This is a genomic window from Enterobacter sp. SENG-6 (assembly GCF_001605945.1).
Taxonomy (GTDB): domain Bacteria; phylum Pseudomonadota; class Gammaproteobacteria; order Enterobacterales; family Enterobacteriaceae; genus Enterobacter; species Enterobacter cloacae.
Genome location: NZ_LOMM01000020.1, coordinates 1 through 23,434, shown reverse-complemented (window position 1 = coordinate 23,434; position 23,434 = coordinate 1). Strand labels below are relative to the sequence as shown.

Below are 23,434 nucleotides of genomic sequence, written 5' to 3'. Positions count from 1 at the left end.
AGAACAGCAAAAAAATCGAACACGTCAAATTTCCCTGCCGTTCGCGCGGTTATACTTCTTTACCCATAAAGGAGCAGTGGAAACGCTTTCGCAATCGTCCTTGCGGACAGGTGGGCTACCTTTAGTTTATCGCGTTGCGAAATAACAAAAATCTGGAGGAATGTCGTGCAAACTTTTCAAGCCGATCTTGCCGTAATAGGCGCTGGCGGAGCGGGATTACGTGCTGCAATTGCTGCAGCACAGGCTAATCCCAACGCTAAAATCGCACTGATTTCAAAAGTCTATCCGATGCGCAGCCACACGGTTGCCGCAGAAGGAGGATCCGCCGCCGTTGCGCAGGATCATGACAGCTTCGAATACCATTTCCACGACACGGTTGCAGGGGGCGACTGGCTTTGCGAACAGGATGTCGTTGACTACTTTGTACATCACTGTCCAACGGAGATGACCCAGCTTGAACAGTGGGGCTGCCCGTGGAGCCGCCGTCCGGACGGCAGCGTCAACGTTCGCCGCTTCGGCGGAATGAAAATTGAACGCACCTGGTTTGCCGCTGATAAGACCGGCTTCCACATGCTGCACACCCTGTTCCAGACCTCCCTTCAGTTCCCACAAATCCAGCGTTTTGACGAACATTTTGTCCTCGATATTCTGGTCGATGACGGTCACGCGCGCGGTCTGGTGGCGATGAACATGATGGAAGGCACGCTCGTGCAGATCCGCGCTAACGCGGTAGTGATGGCAACGGGCGGCGCGGGCCGGGTTTATCGCTACAACACCAACGGCGGCATCGTCACCGGTGACGGTATGGGCATGGCGCTCAGCCACGGCGTACCGCTGCGCGATATGGAATTTGTCCAGTATCACCCTACCGGCCTGCCGGGTTCCGGCATTCTGATGACGGAAGGTTGCCGTGGCGAAGGCGGTATTCTGGTCAACAAGAATGGCTACCGTTATCTGCAGGATTACGGCATGGGCCCGGAAACGCCGCTCGGTGAGCCGAAAAACAAATACATGGAGCTCGGCCCGCGCGACAAGGTGTCTCAGGCCTTCTGGCATGAGTGGCGCAAAGGCAACACGATCTCCACGCCGCGTGGCGATGTGGTCTACCTCGATCTGCGTCACCTCGGCGAGAAGAAACTGCTGGAACGTCTGCCGTTCATCTGCGAGCTGGCAAAAGCCTACGTGGGTGTCGACCCGGTGAAAGAGCCGATTCCGGTACGCCCAACAGCGCACTACACCATGGGTGGGATCGAAACCGACCAGCAGTGTGAAACGCGCATCAAAGGGTTGTTCGCCGTCGGCGAATGCTCCTCTGTCGGCCTGCACGGTGCCAACCGTCTCGGGTCAAACTCGCTGGCGGAGCTGGTTGTCTTTGGCCGCATGGCGGGCGAACGCGCGATGGAGCGTGCCGCAACGGCGGGCGAAGCCAACGGCGCAGCACTGGACGCGCAGGTCGCTGACGTTGAGAAACGGCTGAAGGATCTGGTCAACCAGGAAGGCAACGAAAACTGGTCGAAAATCCGCGACGAAATGGGCATGTCGATGGAAGAGGGCTGCGGTATCTACCGTACACCAGAGCTGATGCAGAAAACTGTCGATAAGCTGGCGGAACTGCAGGAGCGTTTCAAACGCGTGCGCATCACCGACACCTCCAGCGTGTTCAACACCGACCTGCTTTATACCATCGAGCTCGGTCACGGCCTGAACGTCGCGGAATGTATGGCGCACTCTGCGCTGGCGCGCAAAGAGTCACGCGGGGCGCATCAGCGTCTTGATGAGGGCTGCACCGAGCGTGACGACGTCAATTTCCTGAAACACACCCTCGCCTGGCGCGACGCGGATGGCACCACTCGTCTGGACTACAGCGACGTGAAGATCACAACGCTGCCACCGGCTAAACGCGTTTACGGCGCAGAAGCAGAAGCCGCCGAGAAGAAGGAGAAGGCGAATGGCTGAGATGCAAACACTGAAAGTTGAAGTGGTGCGCTACAACCCGGAAGTGGACACCGCGCCACACAGCGCTTTCTATGAAGTGCCTTATGACGAGCAAACCTCTCTGCTGGATGCGCTCGGCTATATCAAGGATAACCTGGCACCGGACCTGAGCTACCGCTGGTCCTGCCGCATGGCCATCTGCGGCTCCTGCGGCATGATGGTGAACAAAGTACCGAAACTGGCCTGTAAAACCTTCCTGCGTGATTACACCAAAGGCATCAAGGTTGAAGCGCTGGGCAACTTCCCGATTGAGCGCGATCTGGTGGTCGATATGACCCACTTTATCGAAAGCCTGGAAGCCATTAAGCCGTACATCATTGGCAACCCGCGCACGCCGGATCAGGGACCGAATACCCAGACACCCGCCCAGATGGCGAAATACCATCAGTTCTCCGGGTGCATCAACTGCGGTCTTTGCTACGCCGCGTGTCCACAGTTTGGCCTGAACCCTGAGTTCATCGGCCCGGCGGCGATCACGCTGGCGCACCGCTACAACGAGGATAGCCGCGACCACGGTAAAAAAGAACGTATGCCGCAGCTTAACAGCCAGAACGGCGTCTGGAGCTGTACTTTTGTGGGCTACTGCTCCGAAGTCTGTCCGAAGCACGTCGACCCGGCCGCCGCTATTCAGCAGGGTAAAGTGGAAAGCTCGAAAGACTTTCTTATCGCCACCCTGAAACCACGCTAAGGAGTGCATGATGACGACTAAACGCAAAGCCTACGTGCGGCCGATGCCGTCCACCTGGTGGAAGAAACTGCCGTTTTATCGCTTCTATATGCTGCGTGAAGGCACTGCGGTGCCTGCGGTCTGGTTCAGCCTTGAACTGATGTATGGCGTCTTTGCCCTCAAACATGGTCCTGAAACCTGGGCCAGTTTTGTCGGGTTCCTGCAAAACCCGATCATCGTGATCCTGAACCTGATTGTGCTCGCAGCCGCCCTGCTTCATACCAAAACCTGGTTTGAACTGGCGCCAAAAGCGGCGAATATTATCGTAAAAGGCGAGAAAATGGGGCCAGAGCCGGTCATTAAAGGGCTTTGGGCAGTGACGGCAGTGGTCTCTGTGGTCATCCTGTTTGTCGCACTGTTCTGGTAAGGAGACTATTGTGATCAATCCAAATCCAAAACGTTCAGACGAGCCGGTCTTCTGGGGCCTCTTTGGCGCAGGCGGCATGTGGAGTGCCATCATTGCGCCTGTCATTATCCTGCTGGTCGGCATTATGCTGCCGCTGGGTCTGTTCCCCGGTGATGCGCTGAGCTATGAGCGCGTCCTGGCATTTGCAGGTAGTTTTATTGGTCGGGTATTCATCTTCCTGATGATTGTCCTGCCGCTGTGGTGCGGCCTGCACCGTATCCATCATGCGATGCATGATCTTAAGATCCACGTACCGAGCGGTAAATGGGTGTTCTACGGTCTGGCAACCATCCTGACCGTGGTCACACTGATTGCCGTAGTCACTATCTGACACACCAGGCCCGCCCTCCGGCGGGCCTGTTATTTCTGCATCTTCCCCACCAGCCACTGAGCAAATTCACGCATTGCCGGGGTTTGGGCGCGTGACTGCAGCCGCGTTAGCCAGTAACTGCCAAGATCAATCTGCGTCGTAAACGGCTGCACAATGCGCTCGCTGTTCAGCAGATGGGTAAACATATCGACAGGGGCGATAGCAATGCCTGTGCCTGTCTGTGCGGCCTCCAGCATAGTGACCGACGAATCAAACACCATCACCCGATGCGTGGGTGAAGGCGGGTTTTCTCCGGCTGCCTGCATCCAGGCTGTCCACTCGTCGCGCCGGTAAGAGCGCAGCAGGGTAAACTTCAGGATATCGGCAGGGGTGTGCAGCGCGGCTGCAATGTCAGGCGTGCAAAGTGGTGCCAGCGGCGCTGAACAGAGGAACGTCGCCTCCGTGCCGTGCCACGCTCCCCCACCGTAGCGAATGGTGTAATCAAGCCCTTCCGCTGCCGGATCGACGCGATTGTTGTGCGTGGAAAGCTGAAGATCGATATGCGGATAACTGCGACGGAAATCATCCAGCTGTGAGAATAACACCCCAGTGGCAAAGGTCCCCACCACGCCAATTTTCAGCTTCTCCTGCGCCCGATGGTTAGCAAAGCGATCCAGCATGCCTGCGATACGATCGAAGGAGTCATTCAGCACCGGCAGCAGATTCTCGCCTTCGGTGGTTAACATCAACCCGCGCGAAACGCGGACAAACAGCTGGCAGTTAAGGTGTTGTTCCAGCGCCTTCACGTGCTGGCTAATCGCGGAATGGGTCACATTCAGCTCAATCGCGGCATGAGTAAAACTGAGATGCCTGGCGGCGGCTTCGAACGCCCGAAGCGAATTAAGAGGGAGATAGCTGCGTGTCATGGTCCCTTCCGTTAGAAAAATTAACAGCTAATGCTAAATTTAACCGTTTGTCAGCCTCAGTCAAATCACCCAGACTACGAACGTCTGACGGGCCCGGACATCCCCTTGACTCGCTATTACGGAAGATAACTGATGATGAAAAAATCCCTAAGCTGCGCCCTGCTGCTCAGCGTTGCCTGCTCTGCTTTTGCCGCGCCGATGTCAGAAAAACAGCTGGCTGACGTCGTGGAACGTACCGTTACGCCCCTGATGAAGGCGCAGGCCATACCCGGAATGGCCGTGGCCGTCATTTATCAGGGCCAGCCACACTATTTTACTTTCGGTAAAGCAGACGTCGCGGCGAATAAGCCCGTCACGCCGCAAACCTTATTTGAGCTGGGCTCCGTCAGCAAAACCTTCACCGGCGTGCTGGGTGGCGATGCCATTGCCCGCAAAGAGATTTCGCTGGCCGACCCGGTCACGAAATACTGGCCTGAATTGACGGGCAAGCAGTGGCAAGGCATTCGCCTGCTCGACCTGGCAACCTATACCGCAGGCGGATTGCCGTTGCAGGTACCGGATGATGTCACCGATAACGTCTCTCTGCTGCGTTTCTACCAGTCCTGGCAGCCAAAGTGGGCCCCGGGTACCACGCGTCTGTACGCCAACACCAGCATCGGTTTGTTTGGCTCACTGGCCGTTAAACCGTCCGGCATGCGCTTCGAGCAGGCCATGGCGGAGCGGGTCTTTAAGCCCCTGAAACTCAACCATACGTGGATAAACGTTCCACACGCTGAAGAGCCGCACTACGCATGGGGTTATCGTGAGGGAAAAGCGGTCCACGTTTCGCCTGGTATGCTGGATGCAGAAGCCTATGGCGTGAAATCTAACGTCAAAGATATGGCGAGCTGGGTGATGGCCAATATGGCACCTGAGACACTCCCGCAGTCCACTCTGCAGCAGGGTATTGCGCTGGCGCAGTCTCGCTACTGGCGCGTGAGTGCCATGTATCAAGGGTTAGGCTGGGAGATGCTCAACTGGCCGGTCGACGTCAAAACCGTGGTGGATGGCAGCGACAATAAGGTCGCACTGGCGCCGTTGCCGGTCGCAGAAGTGAATCCTCCGGCTCCGCCAGTAAAAGCCTCCTGGGTGCATAAAACGGGCTCTACGGGTGGGTTTGGCAGCTACGTGGCGTTTATTCCTGAAAAGCAGATCGGTATTGTGATGCTCGCAAATAAAAGCTATCCGAACCCGGTACGGGTGGAAACGGCTTACCGTATTCTCGAGACGCTACAGTAAACCATTGCCGGGTGGCGGCTTCGCTTACCCGGCGAAACACGCTGCACAATCTTCCGCAATTTCCCTGCTGTCATCTACACTTAACAAAAAACAGTAAGGAAACTCCTATGCGCATTCTGCCTGTTATCGCCGCGGTGACAGCCGCGTTTTTAGTGGTTGCCTGCAGTTCCCCTACCCCTCCCTCCGGCGTCACTGTTGTAAGTAATTTCGACGCTCAACGTTTCCTCGGAACCTGGTATGAAATCGCCCGGCTCGACCATCGGTTTGAGCGGGGGTTAGAGAAAGTCACAGCACATTACAGTTCGATGGACGACGGGGGTATTCAGGTGATCAACCGTGGATACAATCCGGATCGGCAGATGTGGCAACAGTCGACGGGAAAAGCGTACTTTACCGGCGACCCGCGCCGGGCCGCGCTAAAAGTCTCGTTCTTTGGCCCGTTCTATGGCGGGTACAATGTCATCGCCCTCGACAGAGAGTACCGCCATGCGCTGGTCTGCGGGCCGGATCGCGACTATTTATGGATACTCTCCCGCACGCCGACCATTTCGTCAGAGATGAAACAGCAGATGCTGGACGTTGCGACCCGGCAAGGGTTTGATGTGTCAAAACTCATCTGGGTAGAACAACCGCATTAGTGGGCGCTGAGTTTCAGCCCAATAATACCGCACACAATCAACGCGAGGCTGGCGATACGCGCCAGACTCGCCGACTCTCCCAGCAGCAAAACCCCGGTAATCGCCGCGCCCACTGCACCAATGCCCGTCCAGACAGCATAGGCCGTACCCACCGGCAAAGAGCGCATCGCCCAGGAGAGCAGCACAATACTCACAATCATGGCGGTAACGGTAATCACGCTGGGTGTCAGGCGGGTAAATCCGTGGGTGTACTTCAGACCAATTGCCCAAACCACTTCGAGCAGACCGGCGATAACAAGAATAATCCAGGACATTTCAGGCTCCTTAACTTAACTGCAAGTTGGGGCCGTCCCCGGTGAACGAAACGCTTACGGGTCGTCCCGTAAGGCATAGATTAGGTCACTTATTTTGGTTAACGAACGATTTTTTTTCAATCCCTTTGTGCTGAACCTGTTAAGGCAAGAAATAGCCTCAGTATGGCGCGTAGTTCAGGCATTTATCACTCATCCGACTTCTCTATCATGATGTGCTTTCTGATGGCAGGAAGCCAAACCACTAGCCGACTGCGAATCTATTATGTTCAAAATTCTTTTGATTGACCGATGTCACTTCACCCGCGCGGGGTTTAAAGCATGGCTCAATCATTCCGGTTTGTTTCCCGGGCACTTCGTCGTGACCGGGCTGAATAATCTCATCCTCGCCAGAGAGCATATTCTGCAGTGGGATCCGTCGGTGGTTATCGCCGATCTGCACGGCTTTATGCAGGACATTCACCATTTCCAGCAGCTTTCTTCCCTGTTGAACGCCAGTGAAAAAGTGCCTTTCATTTTGCTGCAGTCGGGGGAGGATAAAGAGATGGCAGGCTTTCTGTCCCAATTTCCGATATGGGCTTCGCTTACCAAAAATGCCGGACTGGAGACGCTGGCGACGGTCATCAACGACGCCCTGACAACTCGCGCAAGCGTTGAGATCCCTGCGGTCGCGGCCCCCCTGCTCACTCGCCAGGAGGAGAAGGTGTTGACGCTGTGGATGGATGGCGCAAGCAATCAGAAGATTGCCACTCACCTGAGTATCAATGGAAAAACGGTCTATACCTATAAGCGAAATATCCGCATGAAATTGCATATGGATACGCGCTTTTCCCCGTTTTTATCTCTGCAGGAATCAGAAAACTGACGGTACGAAACCCGTCCGGGCCCGTACCGTTTTTAAATTACTGCTGAGCTTTTGTTGCCGCGCCGGAGATTGCACTACCGCCTTCAGAAATGTCCTGACCAACGCCGCGCGTGGTATTACAGGCCGTTAACACTGAAGAAAGTACCAGAACTGAAAAGATCGCTGCAATTGTCTTCTTAACCATAATATCTTCCTTTTATAGCCAGAGTTGTTTTGTGTATAGCAACTTAAGAATAGACAAGATCCCGCCAGTTGACGGAAAAGGAAGCATTTTTAGGAAAATTAGACGGGATTAGCTGGCGGCGTGAGAAATGATATGGCCGAGATCCTGGATATCCTCCCCCATTCCACGTGTGGTATTACAGCCGGAAAGCAACGCGCTGGACAGCGCTAACAGAAGCAGAATTTTAACGGTGCGTTTCATCATCCCTGCCTGCAAAATCAGGCGCAGCAACGCTGCGCCTTAACACTTACTTCACGCGAGATACGTATTCGCCGGAGCGGGTATCCACTTTGATCACTTCGCCAGTCTGTACGAACAGTGGCACTTTAACCACGGCACCGGTAGACAGTTTCGCTGGCTTACCACCTGTACCGGCGGTGTCACCTTTCAGACCTGGGTCAGTTTCAACGATTTCCAGTTCAACGAAGTTCGGTGGGGTAACCGCGATAGGCTGGCCGTTCCACAGGGTCACGATGCATTCAGCCTGATCCAGCAGCCATTTGTCGCTATCGCCAATGGCTTTAGCGTCAGCAGACAGCTGTTCGAACGTTTCGTTGTTCATGAAGTGCCAGAACTCACCGTCGTTGTACAGGTAAGTCAGGTTCATATCGACAACATCAGCGCCTTCAGCGGAGTCAGTAGACTTGAAGGTTTTTTCGACACGGGTACCGGTCAGCAGGCGGCGCAGCTTAACGCGTGCAAATGCCTGGCCTTTACCTGGTTTAACGAATTCGCTGGCTTCAACCGCATACGGTTCGCCGTCCAACATGATTTTAAGACCAGCACGAAAATCGTTGCTATAGTACGTTGCCATAAGGCCCTCTAAATTTGTTAACTGGTAGCTAAGCCACAAAATGGCGCATATTGTAACCCTAAACACCCCGTCCAGAGAAGATTGGTTATCGCAACTTGCCGATGTAATCACCAGTCCTGATGAATTACTGCGTCTTCTTGAGCTCGAACAGCATACCGATTTGCTGGCCGGCCGGGAGGCGAAGCGGCTTTTCGCCCTGCGCGTTCCCCGCGCGTTTGTTGCCCGTATGGAGAAAGGCAATCCTGACGATCCATTATTAAAACAGACGCTTACCGCACAGGAAGAGTTCATTACGGCACCCGGCTATAGCACCGATCCGCTGGAAGAGCAGAACAGCGTGGTACCCGGTTTGCTGCACAAGTATCTGAACCGTGCGCTGCTGCTGGTGAAAGGTGGCTGTGCGGTAAATTGCCGTTATTGCTTCCGTCGACACTTCCCGTATGCCGAAAATCAGGGCAATAAACGCAACTGGCAGGTCGCGCTGGACTATATCGCCGCCCATTCTGAGCTGGATGAGATCATTTTTTCCGGTGGCGACCCGCTGATGGCGAAAGATCATGAGCTGGACTGGCTGCTGACCCAGCTTGAAGCCATTCCGCATATTAAGCGCCTGCGCATACACAGCCGTCTGCCGATTGTTATTCCGGCACGTATCACTGACGGACTGGTCTCACGCCTGGAGCAGTCCCGCCTGCAGGTGCTGCTGGTGAACCATATCAATCACGCCAATGAAATTGATGATGCATTTCGTGCGGCAATGGTGCGTTTACGCAAGGCAGGCGTGACGCTTCTGAACCAGAGCGTGCTGCTGCGCGGCGTAAATGATAATGCCCGCGTGCTGGCGGACCTCAGCAATGCGCTGTTTGATGCGGGAGTGATGCCCTATTACCTGCACGTGCTGGATCGCGTTCAGGGTGCGGCCCATTTCATGGTGACGGATGAAGAAGCCCGGCAGATCGTGCGTGAACTGTTAACGCTGGTGTCAGGCTATATGGTGCCGAAGCTGGCGCGTGAGATTGGCGGTGAACCGAGCAAGACGCCGCTGGATTTGCAGCTAAGACAGAGCTAGTTTCCTCTCAGCCTAACCCTCTCCCGGTGGGAGAGGGAAAAAGGCAATCAGTTCGGGCACTTATAGACCTGGCCATTCATCTGGCTGGCGGTTGGCACGAAGCTGGATAACATTCCCTGCGTCGGGCTGCTTACCCCGTAAATCACGTTGCCACCCATCGCCGCGGCCTGGTTACGCAGGGCATTGGCCGCGCCACGCATAGAGCCGCCCTCTTCGCCGTGCTGACCCGACATCCAGTTGCTTTGCTCACCGGTTGCCGTGCCTAAAAACTGGCACTCGTTACCCGGCTTATCTTCCACAAAGCGAACGCCCTGACCCGCTGCAGTCAGCTCATTGCTGGAGCTACAACCCGCCAGCAGCAATGCTGCTCCTACAATCCCTGCACAGACTTTTACGCGCATGTTATTCCTCGTTTTCAATAAGCTGGACAGTAGTTGTCCGTGTGTAAACCTTATACTAAAAAGATGACCAAAAGAAAAACCTCCGTGCGTTTCTGCGAGATATCAAGCACGAATGGTGCCTTCGCCTCCCCTAAATGAATTCTGATAATCACCCCGCGGATATCGTTTTTTTATGCTTTTTCGTTTTTAGTGACAGGCCACCGGCTTATTTTTTGCGCGTGTGGTGACAGGGAAACATAAAAACAGGAGGCAACATGAGTGAAGTATCCCCGAATCAGGGGAAAGTGACGTGGGTAGGGTATCTCGCTTTCTTTCTAACCATCATTTTCTTTTCTGGCTTTTTCGCCAAAGCCACCGAATGGTGGCGAGTCTTTGATTTCACCGTGCTGAACGGCACATTTGGCCAGGTTAATGGCGAAGGCGCCGTAAGCGTCTCTTTTCGCGGCACAGGCGGTACCGGCGCAAAAGATGGCTTTCTGTTTGCGCTGGAACTGGCACCGTCTGTCATTTTGTCGCTGGGCATCATTTCAGTGACTGAAGGGCTGGGCGGGCTGCGGGCGGCACAGCAATTGATGACGCCCGTTTTGAAACCGTTGCTGGGCATTCCAGGCATTTGTTCTCTGGCGCTTATCGCCAATTTGCAAAACACCGATGCGGCTGCAGGTATGACCAAAGAGCTCGCCGATGAAGGCGTTATCAGCGACAGGGAACGAGCGATTTTCGCCACCTTTCAGACCAGCGGTAGCGCAATTATCACCAATTACTTCTCGTCCGGCGCGGCGCTGTTCACCAGCATCACCGTGCCGGTTATCACCCCGCTGGCAGTGATTCTTGTCTTTAAATTTATAGGTGCCAATTTTCTCAGAGCATGGATTGCGCACATGGAAACCCGTCAGATCAAGGAGAGAGAAGATGACCGCCGAAGTGCGTAAAAACCTGATGGATCTCTTTACCGACGGCGCTCGCCGTGGCTTTACCATCGCCACCACCAGCCTGCTGCCAAACGTCGTAATGGCCTTTGTGATCATCCAGGCGTTGAAGGTAACAGGATTGCTGGATATCGTTGGCCGCGTTTGCGAGCCGATTATGGCGCTGTGGGGGCTGCCCGGAGAAGCCGCCACCGTGTTGCTGGCGTCGGTGATGAGCATGGGCGGCGGCGTGGGTGTCTGCGCAAGCCTGGTGGTGGCAGGGTCGCTCAGCGGGCATGACGCCACCGTACTGCTTCCGGCTATCTATCTAATGGGTAATCCGGTGCAAAACACCGGCCGCTGTCTCGGTACGGCAGGGGTAAACCCTAAATACTATCCGCATATTATTGGCGTCTGCGTAATTAACGCTCTGCTCTCTATGTGGGTCATGCAACTGCTGTTCTAAAACAAAAAACCCCGGACAGCGATGCCCGGGGTTTTTTATTAAGAGGTAGCGCCCAACGCCTGATGGCTGCCGGGCGCAGGGGCAATTACATCATGCCGCCCATACCACCCATGCCGCCCATACCACCAGCAGCACCTAAATCAGGTGCGTCGCCTTTAGGCAGGTCGGTCACCATGCACTCGGTAGTGATCATCAGGCCAGCTACAGATGCCGCATACTGCAGAGCAGAACGGGTCACTTTAGTTGGATCCAGGATACCGAAGTCGATCATGTTGCCGTATTCTTCAGTTGCCGCGTTGTAACCGTAGTTACCTTCGCCCGCTTTCACGTTGTTGGTAACAACAGATGGCTCTTCACCGGCGTTGGAAACGATCTGACGCAGAGGCGCTTCCATCGCGCGCAGCGCAACTTTGATACCCACGTTCTGGTCTTCGTTCTGACCGGACAGGCCAGCCAGTTTGGCGGCAACACGCACCAGCGCAACACCACCACCAGCAACCACGCCTTCTTCTACCGCAGCACGGGTCGCGTGCAGGGCATCGTCAACGCGTGCTTTTTTCTCTTTCATTTCAACTTCGGTAGCCGCACCGACTTTGATTACCGCAACGCCGCCTGCCAGTTTCGCTACGCGCTCCTGCAGTTTTTCACGGTCGTAATCAGACGTTGCTTCTTCAATTTGCTTACGGATCTGAGCAACACGGCCCTGAATAGCGGACTCTTCACCCACGCCATCGATGATGGTGGTGGTGTCTTTGTTGATCACAACACGTTTCGCCTGGCCCAGGTCTTCCAGGGTCGCTTTTTCCAGCTCCATACCGATCTCTTCAGAGATTACAGTACCACCGGTCAGGGTAGCGATGTCCTGCAGCATAGCTTTACGACGGTCGCCGAAGCCAGGTGCTTTAACCGCAGCCACTTTCACGATGCCACGCATGGTGTTAACCACCAGGGTCGCCAGCGCTTCGCCTTCAACGTCTTCAGCGATGATAACCAGTGGCTTGCCTGCTTTCGCAACGGCTTCCAGCACTGGCAGCATTTCGCGGATGTTGGAAACTTTCTTATCAGCCAGCAGGATGAATGGGCTTTCCAGCTCAACAGCGCCAGTTTCTGGCTTGTTGATGAAGTATGGGGACAGGTAACCGCGGTCGAACTGCATACCTTCAACCACGTCCAGTTCGTCTTCCAGACCAGTACCGTCTTCAACGGTGATCACGCCTTCTTTACCGACTTTGTCCATCGCTTCAGCGATCAGTTTACCTACGGTTTCGTCGGAGTTAGCGGAGATGGTACCTACCTGAGCAATCGCTTTAGAGTCAGAGCATGGTACGGACAGCGCTTTCAGTTCTTCAACAGCGGACGCGACAGCTTTGTCGATACCACGTTTCAGATCCATTGGGTTCATGCCCGCAGCAACGGCTTTCAGACCTTCAGTGATGATTGCCTGCGCCAGTACGGTCGCGGTGGTGGTACCGTCGCCTGCAGCGTCGTTCGCTTTAGAGGCCACTTCTTTCACCATCTGCGCGCCCATGTTTTCGAACTTGTCTTCCAGCTCGATTTCACGTGCAACGGAAACACCATCTTTGGTGATGGTTGGCGCGCCGAAGGATTTATCCAGCACTACGTTACGGCCTTTCGGGCCCAGGGTGACTTTAACTGCGTCTGCCAGTACGTTTACGCCGCGGAGCATTTTTACACGAGCGTCGTTACCGAATTTTACGTCTTTAGCTGCCATGTTCTTATTTCCTCAAATTCGTACAGTTTCGTGCGTTAATTACGCTTCAACAATTGCCAGAATGTCACTCTCGGACATGATCAACACTTCTTCATTGTCGATCTTCTCGGATTTCACGCCGTAGCCATCGTTGAAAATGACGATGTCACCAACTTTAACGTCCAGTGGCTGCACAGTTCCGTTTTCCAGGATGCGGCCCTTACCGACAGCGATGATTTCGCCACGCGTTGATTTTGCTGCTGCAGAACCCGTCAGAACGATGCCGCCAGCAGACTTGGTTTCAACTTCTTTACGTTTGACGATCACACGATCATGTAACGGACGAATACTCATTGATAGCTCTCCTTTGAGAAAGTCATTATCAGTTATGGATGACGCCGGGCCGCACACGGTTTTCCGGCTAGTGCCCTGAGAGATGGGGATAGCTTTTTACCCCTTCAAGGGGGAGTCGAAAAAAAATTTGCGAAAGTGTTACCATCGGCTCTCTTTGATGGTGGCGGGACGATGTCAATGAGTGGACTCAAGCAGGAGTTGGGGCTGGCGCAGGGGGTAGGCCTGCTCTCAACCTCCTTGTTAGGAACAGGGGTGTTTGCGGTACCCGCACTGGCGGCGCTGGTTGCCGGAAATAACAGCCTGTGGGCGTGGCCGGTGCTGATTGTGCTGGTGTTCCCGGTCGCGATCGTGTTCGCCATTCTGGGAAGGCATTTTCCCAGCGCGGGTGGCGTGGCGCACTTTGTCGGCATGGCGTTTGGCCCACGACTGGAGCGCGTCACCGGCTGGCTGTTCCTTTCCGTCATTCCGGTTGGTCTGCCTGCGGCGTTGCATATCGCAACCGGCTTTGGGCAAGCGCTCTTCGGCTGGCATGACGAAGCACTGCTGCTGGCTGAGCTGGGTACGCTGGCTATCGTCTGGTGGGTGGGCTCACGCGGGGCCAGTTCCAGCGCTAACCTGCAGACGATCGTCGCGGTGCTGATTGTCGCGCTCATCGCCGCTATCTGGTGGGCAGGTGATATTCGCGTCGAGGAGATCCCCTTCCCGGCCATCACCGATATCGATCATGCGCAGCTCTTCGCTGCCCTGTCAGTCATGTTCTGGTGTTTTGTCGGTCTGGAAGCGTTCGCCCATCTGGCGTCGGAGTTTAAGCATCCCGAGCGCGATTTTCCGCGAGCCCTGATGATTGGCCTGTTGGTCGCAGGCACGGTTTACTGGGCCTGTACTGTGCTGGTGCTGCACTTCGACGCCTTTGGCGCAGATAAAGCAGCCGCCGCTTCGCTGCCGGGTATCGTGGTACAGCTGTTTGGCGTAAAAGCGCTGTGGGTGGCCTGTGTGATTGGCTATCTGGCCTGTTTTGCCAGCCTCAATATTTACATCCAGAGCTTTGCGCGGCTGGTGTGGTCTCAGGCGCGCAACAAACCGCAGAGCCGTCTTGCGCAGTTGTCTAAGCGTCAGCTGCCGGTGAATGCGCTGAATCTCGTGCTGGGAAGTTGCGTTGTGAGCACGTTGTGTAGTTACGCGCTTAAGATCAATCTGGATGCACTGATCATTTATGCCAACGGCATATTTATTATGATCTACCTGCTATGCATGCTGGCGGGTTGTCGTCTGTTGAAGGGTCGCTATAAAGCACTGGCCGTTGTCGGGGGAGTGCTTTGCCTGCTGTTGCTGATGATGGTGGGATGGAAGAGTATGTACGCCGTCGTCATGCTGGCAGGGCTGTGGGTGGCGCTTTAGTCGCGCCCGGTAAGCGAAGCGTCACCGGGCAAAGACATTACCGATCGTCTTTATGATCCAAACGGTCGTGTTGGTCATCCTTACGCTGGTATTCCCCTTCAAACGTATCACCCGGGCCGGTGCTGAATCCGCCGCCCGGCATCCGGCTAAAGCGCAGATGCGGCAGCAGCTTCATGGTCAGGTGTTTTTGCACCGGCGGCAACAGCAGCAGCAGACCGAGGAAGTCGGTGAAGAAGCCCGGCAGGATCAGCAGCAGACCGGCAATAATCAGCGATACGCTTTTGATCATCTCGGCCGCCGGGCTCTCGCCTGCGGCCATCTTCTGCTGCATTAACAGGAAATTTTTGAAACCCTGATTACGCACCAGCGACATGCCGATGACGGAGGTGAAAATCACCAGAATCAGCGTCAGCAGGACGCCCAGCACATGGGCGACCTGGACAAAAATCGAAATCTCAATGTAAACATAGAGAAAGAAAGCAATAAACGGTATCCAGCGCACTGGCGTCTCCTGTGTGGCAGGTGCCTTTTGGCCCCTGTCTGAATGTGTTCGCGACACGCGTCTGTAAGAGATGAGGACGGTTAGCTAAAATTCAATCGGTTTGCACGGATATTTTTTTTGGAAATATTAAAGCGGTGACCCATTTCACAGATTAATAATTATCATGGAATCGGGTCGATAATAAGTGATCCAGCTTACGGCAATTCGCTATCATCAGCATATGATCTCGAGCAATTGGCCGATTGAGGGAATAATCGTCGGTCAGAAAATATTCAAAACCACATAAATACTGTGTGTTTAGTACAATCCATCGGCAGCTTGAAAAGAAGGTTCACATGTTAAACAACATTCGTATCGAAGAAGACTTGTTGGGTACCAGGGAAGTTCCAGCGGATGCCTACTACGGTGTCCACACTCTGAGAGCGATTGAAAACTTCTACATCAGCAACAGCAAAATCAGCGACATTCCTGAGTTTGTCCGTGGCATGGTGATGGTGAAGAAAGCGGCAGCGCTGGCAAACAAAGAGCTGCAAACCATTCCTAAAAGCGCGGCAAATGCGATTATCGCGGCCTGCGATGAAGTGCTGAACAACGGCAAATGCATGGACCAGTTCCCGGTTGACGTCTATCAGGGCGGCGCGGGCACCTCCGTCAACATGAACACCAACGAAGTACTGGCAAATATCGGCCTGGAGCTGATGGGCCACCAGAAAGGTGAATACCAGTACCTGAACCCGAACGATCACGTCAACAAATGTCAGTCCACTAACGACGCCTACCCAACCGGCTTCCGCATCGCGGTTTATGCCTCCGTTGTGAAACTGGTCGACGCCATCAACCAGCTGGGCGACGGTTTCCAGCGCAAAGCGGTTGAGTTCCAGGACATTCTGAAAATGGGTCGTACCCAGTTGCAGGATGCGGTGCCAATGACCCTCGGTCAGGAATTCCACGCGTTTAACGTGCTGCTGAATGAAGAAACTAAAAACCTGCTGCGCACCTCCGAGCTGCTGCTGGAAGTGAACCTGGGCGCCACCGCCATCGGTACGCGCCTGAACACCCCGGATGGCTATCAGCAGCTGGCGGTTCAGAAACTGGCCGAAGTCTCTAACCTGCCGGTCGTGCCTGCGGAAGACCTGATTGAAGCCACCTCCGACTGCGGCGCCTACGTCATGGTACACAGCGCCCTGAAACGTCTGGCGGTGAAACTGTCCAAAATCTGTAACGACCTGCGTCTGCTCTCTTCCGGCCCACGCGCTGGCCTGAACGAAATCAACCTGCCAGAACTGCAGGCCGGTTCGTCCATCATGCCAGCGAAAGTGAACCCGGTAGTGCCAGAAGTGGTGAACCAGGTTTGCTTCAAGGTTATTGGTAACGATACGACCGTAACCATGGCCTCTGAAGCCGGTCAGCTGCAGCTGAACGTCATGGAGCCCGTGATTGGCCAGGCAATGTTCGAATCTATCCACATCCTGACTAACGCCTGCTATAACCTGCTGGAAAAATGCATCAACGGCATTACCGCGAATAAAGAAGTCTGCGAAGGTTACGTGTACAACTCCATCGGGATCGTCACCTACCTTAACCCGTTCATCGGCCACCATAACGGCGACATCGTCGGTAAGATTTGCGCCGAAACCGGTAAGAGCGTGCGTGAAGTCGTACTGGAGCGCGGACTGTTGACCGAAGCCGAGCTGGACGATATCTTCTCCGCCCAGAACCTGATGCACCCGGCATATAAAGCGAAACGATACACCGATGAAAGCGAACAGTAACCGTTCAGGCTAAGCTTCCGAAAGGCACGTCACTTGTGACGTGCCTTTTTTCTTTTTAGGCGTTACCAAAATACAACAATTCAATATCAACTTGTTAATAAGCAAGGCAGGTCCTTATGTTTGGAGCAGAACTCGTCATCGTCCTGTTGGCGATTTATTTGGGAGCAAGACTCGGGGGTATCGGCATCGGTTTTGCCGGCGGTCTCGGGGTGCTCGTTCTTACCCTTATCTTTCAGATTAAACCCGGCGCAATCCCGTTTGACGTTATCGAAATCATCATGGCAGTTATTGCCGCTATCGCCGCCATGCAGGTGGCTGGCGGTATGGACTACCTGGTAAGTCTGGCGGAGCGTATGCTGCGCCGTCATCCTAAATACATTACCTTCCTTGCCCCGCTGGTGACCTGGTTTATGACCATTCTCGCCGGTACCGGTCACACTGCCTTTTCCACGCTGCCGGTGATTACCGAAGTGGCGAAAGAACAGGGTATCCGTCCATCTCGCCCGCTCTCTATTGCGGTAGTGGCGTCCCAGATTGCGATTACCGCCTCGCCTATCTCCGCAGCAGTGGTGTTCTTCGCCGGTATCCTGGAACCCATGGGTGTGAGCTATCTGACGCTGCTGGCGATCTGTATTCCGGTAACGTTGATTGCAGTCATGATCACCGCCGTGCTGTGTAACTTCCTCGGCGCTGAACTGAAAGACGATCCGGTTTATCAGGAACGTCTGGCCAAGGGCGAAGTGAGCTTGCGCGGTAGCCAGGTCTTCAAACTGAAGCCGCATGCGAAACGCTCCGTGGTGCTGTTCCTGATCGGTATCGTGGCGGTGATGTTCTACGCGACGGCCATCAGTGACACAGTAGGCCTCATCCAGAACCCGGTTCTGCCGCGTAACGAAGCGATTGTGGTATTCATGCTGACCATCGCAACCCTGATCAGCATCACCTGTAAAATCGATACCAGCGAAGTGCTGAATGCCAGCACCTTTAAATCCGGTATGAGCGCCTGCGTGTGCGTGCTGGGTGTGGCATGGCTCGGTGATACCTTCGTAAAAGCGCACATCAGCGATATCCAGACCGTTGCGGGTGACCTGCTGCACAACTACCCATGGCTGCTGGCGGTGGTACTGTTCTTTGCCGCTACCCTGCTTTACTCTCAGGCTGCCACGACCAAGGCGCTGATGCCTGCGGCTCTGATGCTGGGCGTAACGCCACTGACGGCCATTGCCTCGTTTGCTGCCGTTTCTGCCCTGTTCGTTCTGCCCACTTATCCAACCCTGCTGGCGGCGGTTGAAATGGATGACACCGGTTCAACCCGCATCGGTAAGTATGTGTTTAACCATGCGTTCCTGATCCCGGGTGTGGTCGCGATTACGCTGTGCGTGATCCTCGGCTTTATCATCGGCGGCGTCGTGCTGTAAACCATTTCGGGTTGTAAAAATAGTTAAAATCGGGCCGCTCTGCGGCCCGTTTCATTAATGACCAATCGCCTTGCGTGATATAGTGACCACTTTCGTGATGAGGAGGTCGACTTGTGAACACGCCTGATGCTGTTGTCGTATTGTGTACCGCCCCTGATGAAGCTTCCGCCCAGGATCTCGCCGCCAAAGTATTGGCCGAAAAACTGGCTGCCTGTGTAACCCTCCTCCCCGGAGCGACCTCCCTTTATTACTGGGAAGGCAAACTGGAGCAGGAGTATGAAGTCCAGATGTTGCTCAAAACCAACCCGGCAAACCAGCAGGCGCTTCTTGACTGCCTCAAATCTCATCATCCTTACCAAACTCCGGAACTGCTGGTATTGCCAGTGCTCCACGGTGATAACGATTATCTCTCATGGCTCAACGTTTCCTTACGCTGATCCTGCTGCTGTGCAGCACGTCAGTCTTTGCCGGGTTGTTTGACGCGCCCGGCCGTTCGAACTTTATTCCTGCCGATCAGGCATTTGTTTTCGATTTCCAGCAAAACCAGCATGACCTCAACCTCACCTGGCAGGTGAAAGAGGGCTATTACCTGTATCGTAAGCAGGTCAGTATCACACCCGCTCAGGCAAGCGTGGGCGCGCTGCAACTGCCTGCGGGCGAATGGCACGAGGATGAGTTTTACGGCAAAAGCGAGATTTATCGCCAGCACTTAAGCGTGCCCGTAACGGTGCAACAGGCAGACAAAGGCGCTACGCTCACCGTCACTTACCAGGGCTGTGCCGATGCAGGCTTCTGCTATCCCCCAGAAACCAGGGTCGTTCCGCTTAGTGAAGTTAAAGCGTCTGCCGCCAACGTTGCTCCTCTTCCTGCAGAGGTCAAGCGTGAAGGTGAGCCTGCGTCAGGCCTCCCTTTCTCCGCGCTCTGGGCCTTGCTGATTGGTATCGGCATCGCCTTCACGCCATGCGTACTGCCGATGTACCCGTTGATCTCCGGGATAGTGCTGGGCGGAAAACAGCGTCTTAGCACCGCCCGCGCGCTACTGCTTGCCTTTATTTACGTGCAGGGAATGGCGTTAACCTATACGGCACTCGGCCTCGTGGTTGCGGCGGCCGGCTTACAGTTCCAGGCAGCTCTTCAGCACCCTTATGTCCTTATCGGCCTGTCGGTGGTGTTTATCCTGCTGGCATTGTCGATGTTTGGCCTGTTCACCCTGCAACTGCCGTCTTCCCTGCAAACCCGCTTAACGCTGCTCAGCAACCGCCAACAGGGGGGGTCAGCGGGTGGCGTGTTTGCGATGGGAGCTATCGCCGGGCTGATTTGTTCGCCCTGCACCACTGCTCCGCTTAGCGCGATTCTGCTCTATATCGCCCAGAGCGGTAATATGTGGCTTGGCGGCGGTACGTTGTACCTTTACGCGCTTGGGATGGGTCTGCCGCTGATCCTGGTCACGGTATTTGGCAACCGCCTGCTGCCGAAGAGCGGACCGTGGATGGAGACGGTGAAAACCGCGTTTGGCTTTGTCATTCTGGCGCTGCCGGTCTTCCTGCTGGAGCGTATTGTCGGTGACGTCTGGGGGATGCGCCTGTGGGCGATGCTCGGCGTAGCGTTCTTCTCCTGGGCGTTTATCGTCAGTCTGGGGGCAAAAAGCGCGTGGATGCTTCTGGTACAAATCGTCCTGCTCGCCGCTGCGCTGGTGAGCGTGCGTCCACTTCAGGATTGGGCATTTGGCACGCCAGTGGCTCAGAATCAGGCGCATCTGAATTTCATCCAGATTAAGAACGTGGATGATCTTAATCAGGCTCTGGCCCAGGCGCGCGGCAAACCGGTGATGCTCGATCTCTACGCAGACTGGTGCGTTGCCTGCAAAGAGTTTGAAAAGTACACCTTTAGCGACCCGCAGGTGCAAGGTGCGCTAAACGGGACCGTTCTGCTTCAGGCAAACGTGACCGCCAACAATGCGCAGGATAAAGCCCTGCTGAAGCAACTTAACGTGCTCGGGCTGCCGACCATTCTGTTCTTCAATCAACAGGGTGAAGAACAGCCAGGGCAGCGTGTGACCGGGTTTATGGACGCGGCGGCTTTCAGCGCGCATTTGCGCGATCGCCAACCGTAAACAACACTTTAAACGGGACAACCGTTGGGAATAACGGAGGAGAGAACCGTGCAACGCGAAGACGTACTGGGACAAGCCCTGCAATTACTTGAGATTCAAGGGATCGCCAGCACCACGCTTGAGATGGTAGCCGACCGTATCGATTACCCTCTGGATGAGCTTACGCGCTTCTGGCCCGATAAAGAGGCGCTGCTTTATGATGCCCTGCGCTACCTCAGCCAGCAGGTTGATATCTGGCGCAGGCAGCTGATGTTGAATGAAGAACTGACCGCCGAACAGAAGCTGCTGGCGCGCTATACCGCGCTGACGGAATGTGTAAGTAACAACCGCTATCCGGGTTGTCTGTTTATCGCCGCCTGCACGTACTACCCCGATCCAGGCCATCCGATCCATCAACTGGCGGATCAGCAAAAACGGGCGGCGCACGACTTCACCCACGAACTGCTGACAACGCTTGAAGTGGATGATCCGGCAATGGTGGCAAAGCAGATGGAGCTGGTGCTGGAAGGCTGCCTGAGCCGTATGCTGGTAAACCGTAGCCAGGCCGATGTGGATACCGCTCACCGCCTGGCAGAGGACATCCTGCGCTTTGCCCAGTGCCGCATGGGCGGCGCGTTGACCTAAGCCAGCACCCCAGCCCAGGCTGAGACAAGCAGGCACAACGCCATCAGCCGCTGAAATCGCACCATCGCCACGGTGGTGCGAAAGAATTTATTTACCGCCTTCCCCAACCACGCCCAGCACATCAGACACACCACCGAGATGGCCAGGAACCACAGCGCCATCAGCGTTATATCCCGCAGCGCGTGCTCGCTTGCAGGGGCAAACAGGCTGACAACCGCCAGCGCCATCATCCAGGTTTTCGGATTTACGATCTGCAACAGGGCTGCAGCTTGCGCGGTAAACCGGGTATGAGTCTTCGCAGAGAGGTTTGCTGCAGGCGCGTTAAATAGCTGCCAGCTCATCCAGCTTAGCCATAACACCCCTGCCCAGCTCATCATCTGACGAATCAGGGGATACTGGCGAAGCACTTCCCCTGCACCGGCACCTGAAACCAGCACAATCATGCTCGCCGCCATGCATCCTCCAAGAATGGCCGGAACGGTTTTTTTGATGCCGAAGTGCTGGCTGTTGGTGAGAATGAGGATATTGGTCGGCCCTGGCGTTATCGAAGCGACAAAGGCAAACAGCAGAAAAGGTATTGTACTCACAGGTGGCTCCTTATTATCAGAGCCATCAATGTGCCGCTATTTTCTGGAAACGTCTGGAAGGTTTGTGCACAGCCGACGGTAATAGGCAGGCGATATACGGTATGCTCGCTGGAACCAGCGTCCAAGGTGGCTTTGGTCGGCAAAGCCTACCGCCGATGCCACATCCACGGGCAGCTCACCATGAGCCAGCAACTGGCGAGCTTTTGCAAGGCGTAGCTGAATAAGCCACGCGTGCGGTGCCAGGTGAAACTCGCGTTTAAAACAGCGCGTCAGCGTGAAGCGGTCGGTTCCCGTCTCACGTGCCAGATCCGACAACCCGACGTTTTCATCCATATGCGCGTAGAGGTAATCGCGTGCACGATGCGCGACGGCAGCGCTTTGCCGTTGAGACGGGAGCCGCTTACGCCAGTGGCAGTGGGCGGTGATCTGAGAGAGCAGATTATCCATCGCGCTCTGCTGAACGATTTTCATCTCCGCGTTATGCAGTGTGGCAAAGGTCTCACCGATGCTACGTACCAGCCGTGGCTCGCGCGTCAGCGTTTGAGAAAAGTGCAGTGAATAGCTGTCAGGCGTAGCGTCATATAATCCGCGCAGCGTACGTGTTAGCCACTGCTCATCCAGATAAAAGGTAAGATAGGTAAAGCCGCCTTCTACAGGTGCGTCACCATCATGGATCTCACCCGGTTCCAGTAAAAACGCATCCCCCGGTTGACTACGATGACGCACGCGGCGGCAGTGAAACTGTTGAGTACCCGAAAGGGTGATCCCTACCAGATAGCTGTCGTGCCAGTGCGGATCGTAGGCATGCCCTTCGAAGTGCGCTTTAATCGTCTCAATGCCCGTCTCTGCATGCTGACGCAGCTCAAGCCAGTCGTTCGCCATACTGCCCTCCTCTTACTATCAGCATTGCTGCAGTGAACGGGTTCTGTCTGGAAGATTTGTGCACTTTCGTCGCATAAACCGACAGATTGCCGCAAACTTAAGCAGTTGAACAGCTTTTCCCTAAATAATGTTGACGCTCGTGCAGGATTGCGGTTTAATGCGCTCCGTTGCCCGGATAGCTCAGTCGGTAGAGCAGGGGATTGAAAATCCCCGTGTCCTTGGTTCGATTCCGAGTCCGGGCACCACTATTTAAAGAACCCAGCCTATGGCTGGGTTTTTGCTTTTCTGCATCTATAAATCCCTTCTTTAGTATTCTTGTTTCTCTTTACCGTGGGATCGTGCGATCTGCCATGCCCGGTGGCGCTGCGCTTACCGGGCCTACAGGTTTTGTAGGCCGGATAAGGCGAAGCCGCCATCCGGCATATTTTCTGGCGTGCAAAGCAAAAAACCCCGCACCTTACGGTGCGGGGTTCTTCTTATTTGATGCCTGGCAGTTCCCTACTCTCACATGGGGAGACCCCACACTACCATCGGCGCTACGGCGTTTCACTTCTGAGTTCGGCATGGGGTCAGGTGGGACCACCGCGCTACAGCCGCCAGGCAAATTCTGTTAATCTGTATCAGGCTGAAAATCGTCTCTTCGCCAAAACACCTTCGGCGTTGTAAGGTTAAGCCTCACGGTTCATTAGTATCGGTTAGCTCAACGCATCGCTGCGCTTACACACCCGACCTATCA

General features: G+C 54.9%; 27 protein-coding genes, 1 tRNA gene and 1 rRNA gene. 17 read left to right on the top strand and 12 right to left on the bottom strand.

The features are described from left to right. Positions 1 to 165 precede the first annotated feature (165 nt). The 4 genes from frdA to frdD are packed head-to-tail and all read left to right on the top strand — an operon-like array spanning position 166 to position 3,459. On the top strand, positions 166 to 1,956 hold the full coding sequence (gene frdA, locus AX755_RS11090) for a fumarate reductase (quinol) flavoprotein subunit (protein ID WP_013095275.1): 1,791 nt from the start codon (positions 166 to 168) through the stop codon (positions 1,954 to 1,956). Continuing rightward, complete coding sequence (gene frdB / locus AX755_RS11085) at positions 1,949 to 2,683, top strand: fumarate reductase iron-sulfur protein (RefSeq protein ID WP_013095274.1); 735 nt, start codon at positions 1,949 to 1,951, stop codon at positions 2,681 to 2,683. Before frdA ends, frdB begins: the two co-directional genes overlap by 8 nt. 10 nt (positions 2,684 to 2,693) lie before the next feature. Continuing rightward, positions 2,694 to 3,089 (top strand): fumarate reductase subunit FrdC, encoded by a 396-nt coding sequence (gene frdC, locus AX755_RS11080; protein ID WP_013095273.1) that lies wholly within the window; start codon positions 2,694 to 2,696, stop codon positions 3,087 to 3,089. A gap of 10 nt (positions 3,090 to 3,099) precedes the next feature. Next, positions 3,100 to 3,459, top strand: coding sequence for a fumarate reductase subunit FrdD (gene frdD / locus AX755_RS11075; RefSeq protein WP_013095272.1), 360 nt, complete (start codon positions 3,100 to 3,102; stop codon positions 3,457 to 3,459). A gap of 29 nt (positions 3,460 to 3,488) precedes the next feature. Here frdD and ampR read toward each other — a convergent pair whose 3' ends face one another. Further along, positions 3,489 to 4,364, bottom strand: coding sequence for a LysR family transcriptional regulator AmpR (gene ampR / locus AX755_RS11070; RefSeq protein ID WP_013095271.1), 876 nt, complete (start codon positions 4,362 to 4,364; stop codon positions 3,489 to 3,491). A gap of 132 nt (positions 4,365 to 4,496) precedes the next feature. On the opposite strand from ampR, the gene blaCMH reads away from it, so the two are divergent. Then, the gene (blaCMH, locus tag AX755_RS11065) at positions 4,497 to 5,642 is read left to right on the top strand and encodes a CMH family class C beta-lactamase (protein ID WP_062856758.1); all 1,146 of its coding nucleotides are present in this window, start codon (positions 4,497 to 4,499) and stop codon (positions 5,640 to 5,642) included. Between the two features lie 107 nt (positions 5,643 to 5,749). Then, positions 5,750 to 6,280 carry a lipocalin family protein gene (locus AX755_RS11060; protein WP_013095269.1) on the top strand — a complete coding sequence of 177 codons (531 nt, stop codon included), beginning with the start codon at positions 5,750 to 5,752 and terminating at the stop codon, positions 6,278 to 6,280. On the opposite strand, the gene sugE is transcribed toward AX755_RS11060, so the two are convergent. Then, positions 6,277 to 6,594, bottom strand: a complete 318-nt coding sequence (gene sugE, locus AX755_RS11055) for a quaternary ammonium compound efflux SMR transporter SugE (RefSeq protein ID WP_062856757.1) — start codon at positions 6,592 to 6,594, stop codon at positions 6,277 to 6,279. The two genes, AX755_RS11060 and sugE, sit on opposite strands and share 4 nt — an antisense overlap. Positions 6,595 to 6,856: 262 nt before the next feature. Between sugE and AX755_RS11050 the strand changes: the two genes are divergently transcribed. Then, positions 6,857 to 7,456, top strand: coding sequence for a response regulator transcription factor (locus tag AX755_RS11050; protein WP_062856756.1), 600 nt, complete (start codon positions 6,857 to 6,859; stop codon positions 7,454 to 7,456). 37 nt (positions 7,457 to 7,493) lie between these two features. Here AX755_RS11050 and ecnB read toward each other — a convergent pair whose 3' ends face one another. From ecnB to efp, 3 genes are all read right to left on the bottom strand, one after another. Continuing rightward, the gene (ecnB, locus tag AX755_RS11045; RefSeq protein ID WP_003025482.1) at positions 7,494 to 7,640 is read right to left on the bottom strand and encodes a lipoprotein toxin entericidin B; all 147 of its coding nucleotides are present in this window, start codon (positions 7,638 to 7,640) and stop codon (positions 7,494 to 7,496) included. Between the two features lie 108 nt (positions 7,641 to 7,748). Further along, on the bottom strand, positions 7,749 to 7,880 hold the full coding sequence (locus AX755_RS11040) for an entericidin A/B family lipoprotein (protein ID WP_013095266.1): 132 nt from the start codon (positions 7,878 to 7,880) through the stop codon (positions 7,749 to 7,751). 46 nt (positions 7,881 to 7,926) lie between these two features. After that, entirely contained in the window at positions 7,927 to 8,493 is a 567-nt protein-coding gene (gene efp, locus AX755_RS11035) for an elongation factor P (RefSeq protein WP_014830362.1), read from the bottom strand. 40 nt (positions 8,494 to 8,533) lie between these two features. Between efp and epmB the strand changes: the two genes are divergently transcribed. Further along, a complete protein-coding gene (gene epmB / locus AX755_RS11030) occupies positions 8,534 to 9,562 on the top strand; it encodes an EF-P beta-lysylation protein EpmB (protein WP_020688987.1) in 1,029 nt (342 codons plus the stop codon). Positions 9,563 to 9,609: 47 nt separating this feature from the next. On the opposite strand, the gene AX755_RS11025 is transcribed toward epmB, so the two are convergent. After that, a complete protein-coding gene (locus tag AX755_RS11025; RefSeq protein WP_013095263.1) occupies positions 9,610 to 9,963 on the bottom strand; it encodes a DUF4156 domain-containing protein in 354 nt (117 codons plus the stop codon). A gap of 254 nt (positions 9,964 to 10,217) precedes the next feature. Here AX755_RS11025 and AX755_RS11020 point away from each other — a divergent pair, with 254 nt between their 5' ends. Together AX755_RS11020 and AX755_RS11015 are read left to right on the top strand one after the other, a co-directional pair. Next, positions 10,218 to 10,895, top strand: coding sequence for a nucleoside recognition domain-containing protein (locus tag AX755_RS11020; protein WP_040020539.1), 678 nt, complete (start codon positions 10,218 to 10,220; stop codon positions 10,893 to 10,895). Next, a complete protein-coding gene (locus AX755_RS11015) occupies positions 10,876 to 11,337 on the top strand; it encodes a YjiG family protein (RefSeq protein ID WP_058661912.1) in 462 nt (153 codons plus the stop codon). Before AX755_RS11020 ends, AX755_RS11015 begins: the two co-directional genes overlap by 20 nt. A gap of 85 nt (positions 11,338 to 11,422) precedes the next feature. On the opposite strand, the gene groL is transcribed toward AX755_RS11015, so the two are convergent. Further along, positions 11,423 to 13,069: a chaperonin GroEL gene (gene groL / locus AX755_RS11010; protein WP_013095260.1), complete on the bottom strand. Its 1,647-nt coding sequence runs from the start codon at positions 13,067 to 13,069 to the stop codon at positions 11,423 to 11,425. 39 nt (positions 13,070 to 13,108) lie between these two features. After that, entirely contained in the window at positions 13,109 to 13,402 is a 294-nt protein-coding gene (locus tag AX755_RS11005; RefSeq protein WP_003855929.1) for a co-chaperone GroES, read from the bottom strand. Between the two features lie 177 nt (positions 13,403 to 13,579). Here AX755_RS11005 and yjeH point away from each other — a divergent pair, with 177 nt between their 5' ends. After that, positions 13,580 to 14,800, top strand: coding sequence for an L-methionine/branched-chain amino acid transporter (yjeH, locus tag AX755_RS11000; RefSeq protein ID WP_062856755.1), 1,221 nt, complete (start codon positions 13,580 to 13,582; stop codon positions 14,798 to 14,800). A gap of 37 nt (positions 14,801 to 14,837) precedes the next feature. Here the strand turns inward: yjeH and AX755_RS10995 are convergent, their stop codons facing one another. After that, a complete protein-coding gene (locus tag AX755_RS10995; RefSeq protein WP_062856754.1) occupies positions 14,838 to 15,302 on the bottom strand; it encodes an FxsA family protein in 465 nt (154 codons plus the stop codon). 335 nt (positions 15,303 to 15,637) lie between these two features. Here AX755_RS10995 and aspA point away from each other — a divergent pair, with 335 nt between their 5' ends. From aspA to AX755_RS10970, 5 genes are all read left to right on the top strand, one after another. Beyond that, positions 15,638 to 17,074 (top strand): aspartate ammonia-lyase, encoded by a 1,437-nt coding sequence (gene aspA, locus AX755_RS10990; protein ID WP_003855923.1) that lies wholly within the window; start codon positions 15,638 to 15,640, stop codon positions 17,072 to 17,074. 116 nt (positions 17,075 to 17,190) lie between these two features. Next, positions 17,191 to 18,492 (top strand): anaerobic C4-dicarboxylate transporter, encoded by a 1,302-nt coding sequence (locus AX755_RS10985; protein WP_013095257.1) that lies wholly within the window; start codon positions 17,191 to 17,193, stop codon positions 18,490 to 18,492. A 113-nt stretch (positions 18,493 to 18,605) separates the two neighbouring features. Further along, a complete protein-coding gene (gene cutA / locus AX755_RS10980; protein ID WP_013095256.1) occupies positions 18,606 to 18,929 on the top strand; it encodes a divalent cation tolerance protein CutA in 324 nt (107 codons plus the stop codon). Further along, entirely contained in the window at positions 18,905 to 20,605 is a 1,701-nt protein-coding gene (locus AX755_RS10975; protein WP_062856753.1) for a protein-disulfide reductase DsbD, read from the top strand. Before cutA ends, AX755_RS10975 begins: the two co-directional genes overlap by 25 nt. Positions 20,606 to 20,653: 48 nt before the next feature. Then, positions 20,654 to 21,229: a transcriptional regulator gene (locus AX755_RS10970; protein ID WP_013095254.1), complete on the top strand. Its 576-nt coding sequence runs from the start codon at positions 20,654 to 20,656 to the stop codon at positions 21,227 to 21,229. Here AX755_RS10970 and AX755_RS10965 read toward each other — a convergent pair. Together AX755_RS10965 and AX755_RS10960 are read right to left on the bottom strand one after the other, a co-directional pair. Continuing rightward, positions 21,226 to 21,816 carry a LysE family translocator gene (locus AX755_RS10965; RefSeq protein WP_062856752.1) on the bottom strand — a complete coding sequence of 197 codons (591 nt, stop codon included), beginning with the start codon at positions 21,814 to 21,816 and terminating at the stop codon, positions 21,226 to 21,228. The genes AX755_RS10970 and AX755_RS10965 overlap by 4 nt on opposite strands. A gap of 36 nt (positions 21,817 to 21,852) precedes the next feature. Next, positions 21,853 to 22,698: an AraC family transcriptional regulator gene (locus tag AX755_RS10960; protein ID WP_040020545.1), complete on the bottom strand. Its 846-nt coding sequence runs from the start codon at positions 22,696 to 22,698 to the stop codon at positions 21,853 to 21,855. 169 nt (positions 22,699 to 22,867) lie between these two features. On the opposite strand from AX755_RS10960, the gene AX755_RS10955 reads away from it, so the two are divergent. Then, positions 22,868 to 22,943 (top strand) — tRNA-Phe (locus AX755_RS10955). Between the two features lie 240 nt (positions 22,944 to 23,183). On the opposite strand, the gene rrf is transcribed toward AX755_RS10955, so the two are convergent. Then, positions 23,184 to 23,299, bottom strand: a 5S ribosomal RNA gene (gene rrf, locus AX755_RS10950). Between the last annotated feature and the right edge of the window lie 135 nt (positions 23,300 to 23,434).

Coding starts and splice junctions, on each gene's coding strand:
- AX755_RS10985 (WP_013095257.1), top strand. CDS start 17,191: ATGTTTGGAGCAGAACTCGTCATCGTCCTGTTGGCGATTTATTTGGGA.
- AX755_RS11015 (WP_058661912.1), top strand. CDS start 10,876: ATGACCGCCGAAGTGCGTAAAAACCTGATGGATCTCTTTACCGACGGC.
- AX755_RS11025 (WP_013095263.1), bottom strand. CDS start 9,963: ATGCGCGTAAAAGTCTGTGCAGGGATTGTAGGAGCAGCATTGCTGCTG.
- yjeH (WP_062856755.1), top strand. CDS start 13,580: ATGAGTGGACTCAAGCAGGAGTTGGGGCTGGCGCAGGGGGTAGGCCTG.
- groL (WP_013095260.1), bottom strand. CDS start 13,069: ATGGCAGCTAAAGACGTAAAATTCGGTAACGACGCTCGTGTAAAAATG.
- AX755_RS11020 (WP_040020539.1), top strand. CDS start 10,218: ATGAGTGAAGTATCCCCGAATCAGGGGAAAGTGACGTGGGTAGGGTAT.
- AX755_RS11050 (WP_062856756.1), top strand. CDS start 6,857: ATGTTCAAAATTCTTTTGATTGACCGATGTCACTTCACCCGCGCGGGG.
- sugE (WP_062856757.1), bottom strand. CDS start 6,594: ATGTCCTGGATTATTCTTGTTATCGCCGGTCTGCTCGAAGTGGTTTGG.
- epmB (WP_020688987.1), top strand. CDS start 8,534: ATGGCGCATATTGTAACCCTAAACACCCCGTCCAGAGAAGATTGGTTA.
- ampR (WP_013095271.1), bottom strand. CDS start 4,364: ATGACACGCAGCTATCTCCCTCTTAATTCGCTTCGGGCGTTCGAAGCC.
- AX755_RS11060 (WP_013095269.1), top strand. CDS start 5,750: ATGCGCATTCTGCCTGTTATCGCCGCGGTGACAGCCGCGTTTTTAGTG.
- ecnB (WP_003025482.1), bottom strand. CDS start 7,640: ATGGTTAAGAAGACAATTGCAGCGATCTTTTCAGTTCTGGTACTTTCT.
- frdC (WP_013095273.1), top strand. CDS start 2,694: ATGACGACTAAACGCAAAGCCTACGTGCGGCCGATGCCGTCCACCTGG.
- AX755_RS11005 (WP_003855929.1), bottom strand. CDS start 13,402: ATGAGTATTCGTCCGTTACATGATCGTGTGATCGTCAAACGTAAAGAA.
- blaCMH (WP_062856758.1), top strand. CDS start 4,497: ATGATGAAAAAATCCCTAAGCTGCGCCCTGCTGCTCAGCGTTGCCTGC.
- AX755_RS11040 (WP_013095266.1), bottom strand. CDS start 7,880: ATGAAACGCACCGTTAAAATTCTGCTTCTGTTAGCGCTGTCCAGCGCG.
- AX755_RS10975 (WP_062856753.1), top strand. CDS start 18,905: ATGGCTCAACGTTTCCTTACGCTGATCCTGCTGCTGTGCAGCACGTCA.
- frdB (WP_013095274.1), top strand. CDS start 1,949: ATGGCTGAGATGCAAACACTGAAAGTTGAAGTGGTGCGCTACAACCCG.
- AX755_RS10960 (WP_040020545.1), bottom strand. CDS start 22,698: ATGGCGAACGACTGGCTTGAGCTGCGTCAGCATGCAGAGACGGGCATT.
- aspA (WP_003855923.1), top strand. CDS start 15,638: ATGTTAAACAACATTCGTATCGAAGAAGACTTGTTGGGTACCAGGGAA.
- efp (WP_014830362.1), bottom strand. CDS start 8,493: ATGGCAACGTACTATAGCAACGATTTTCGTGCTGGTCTTAAAATCATG.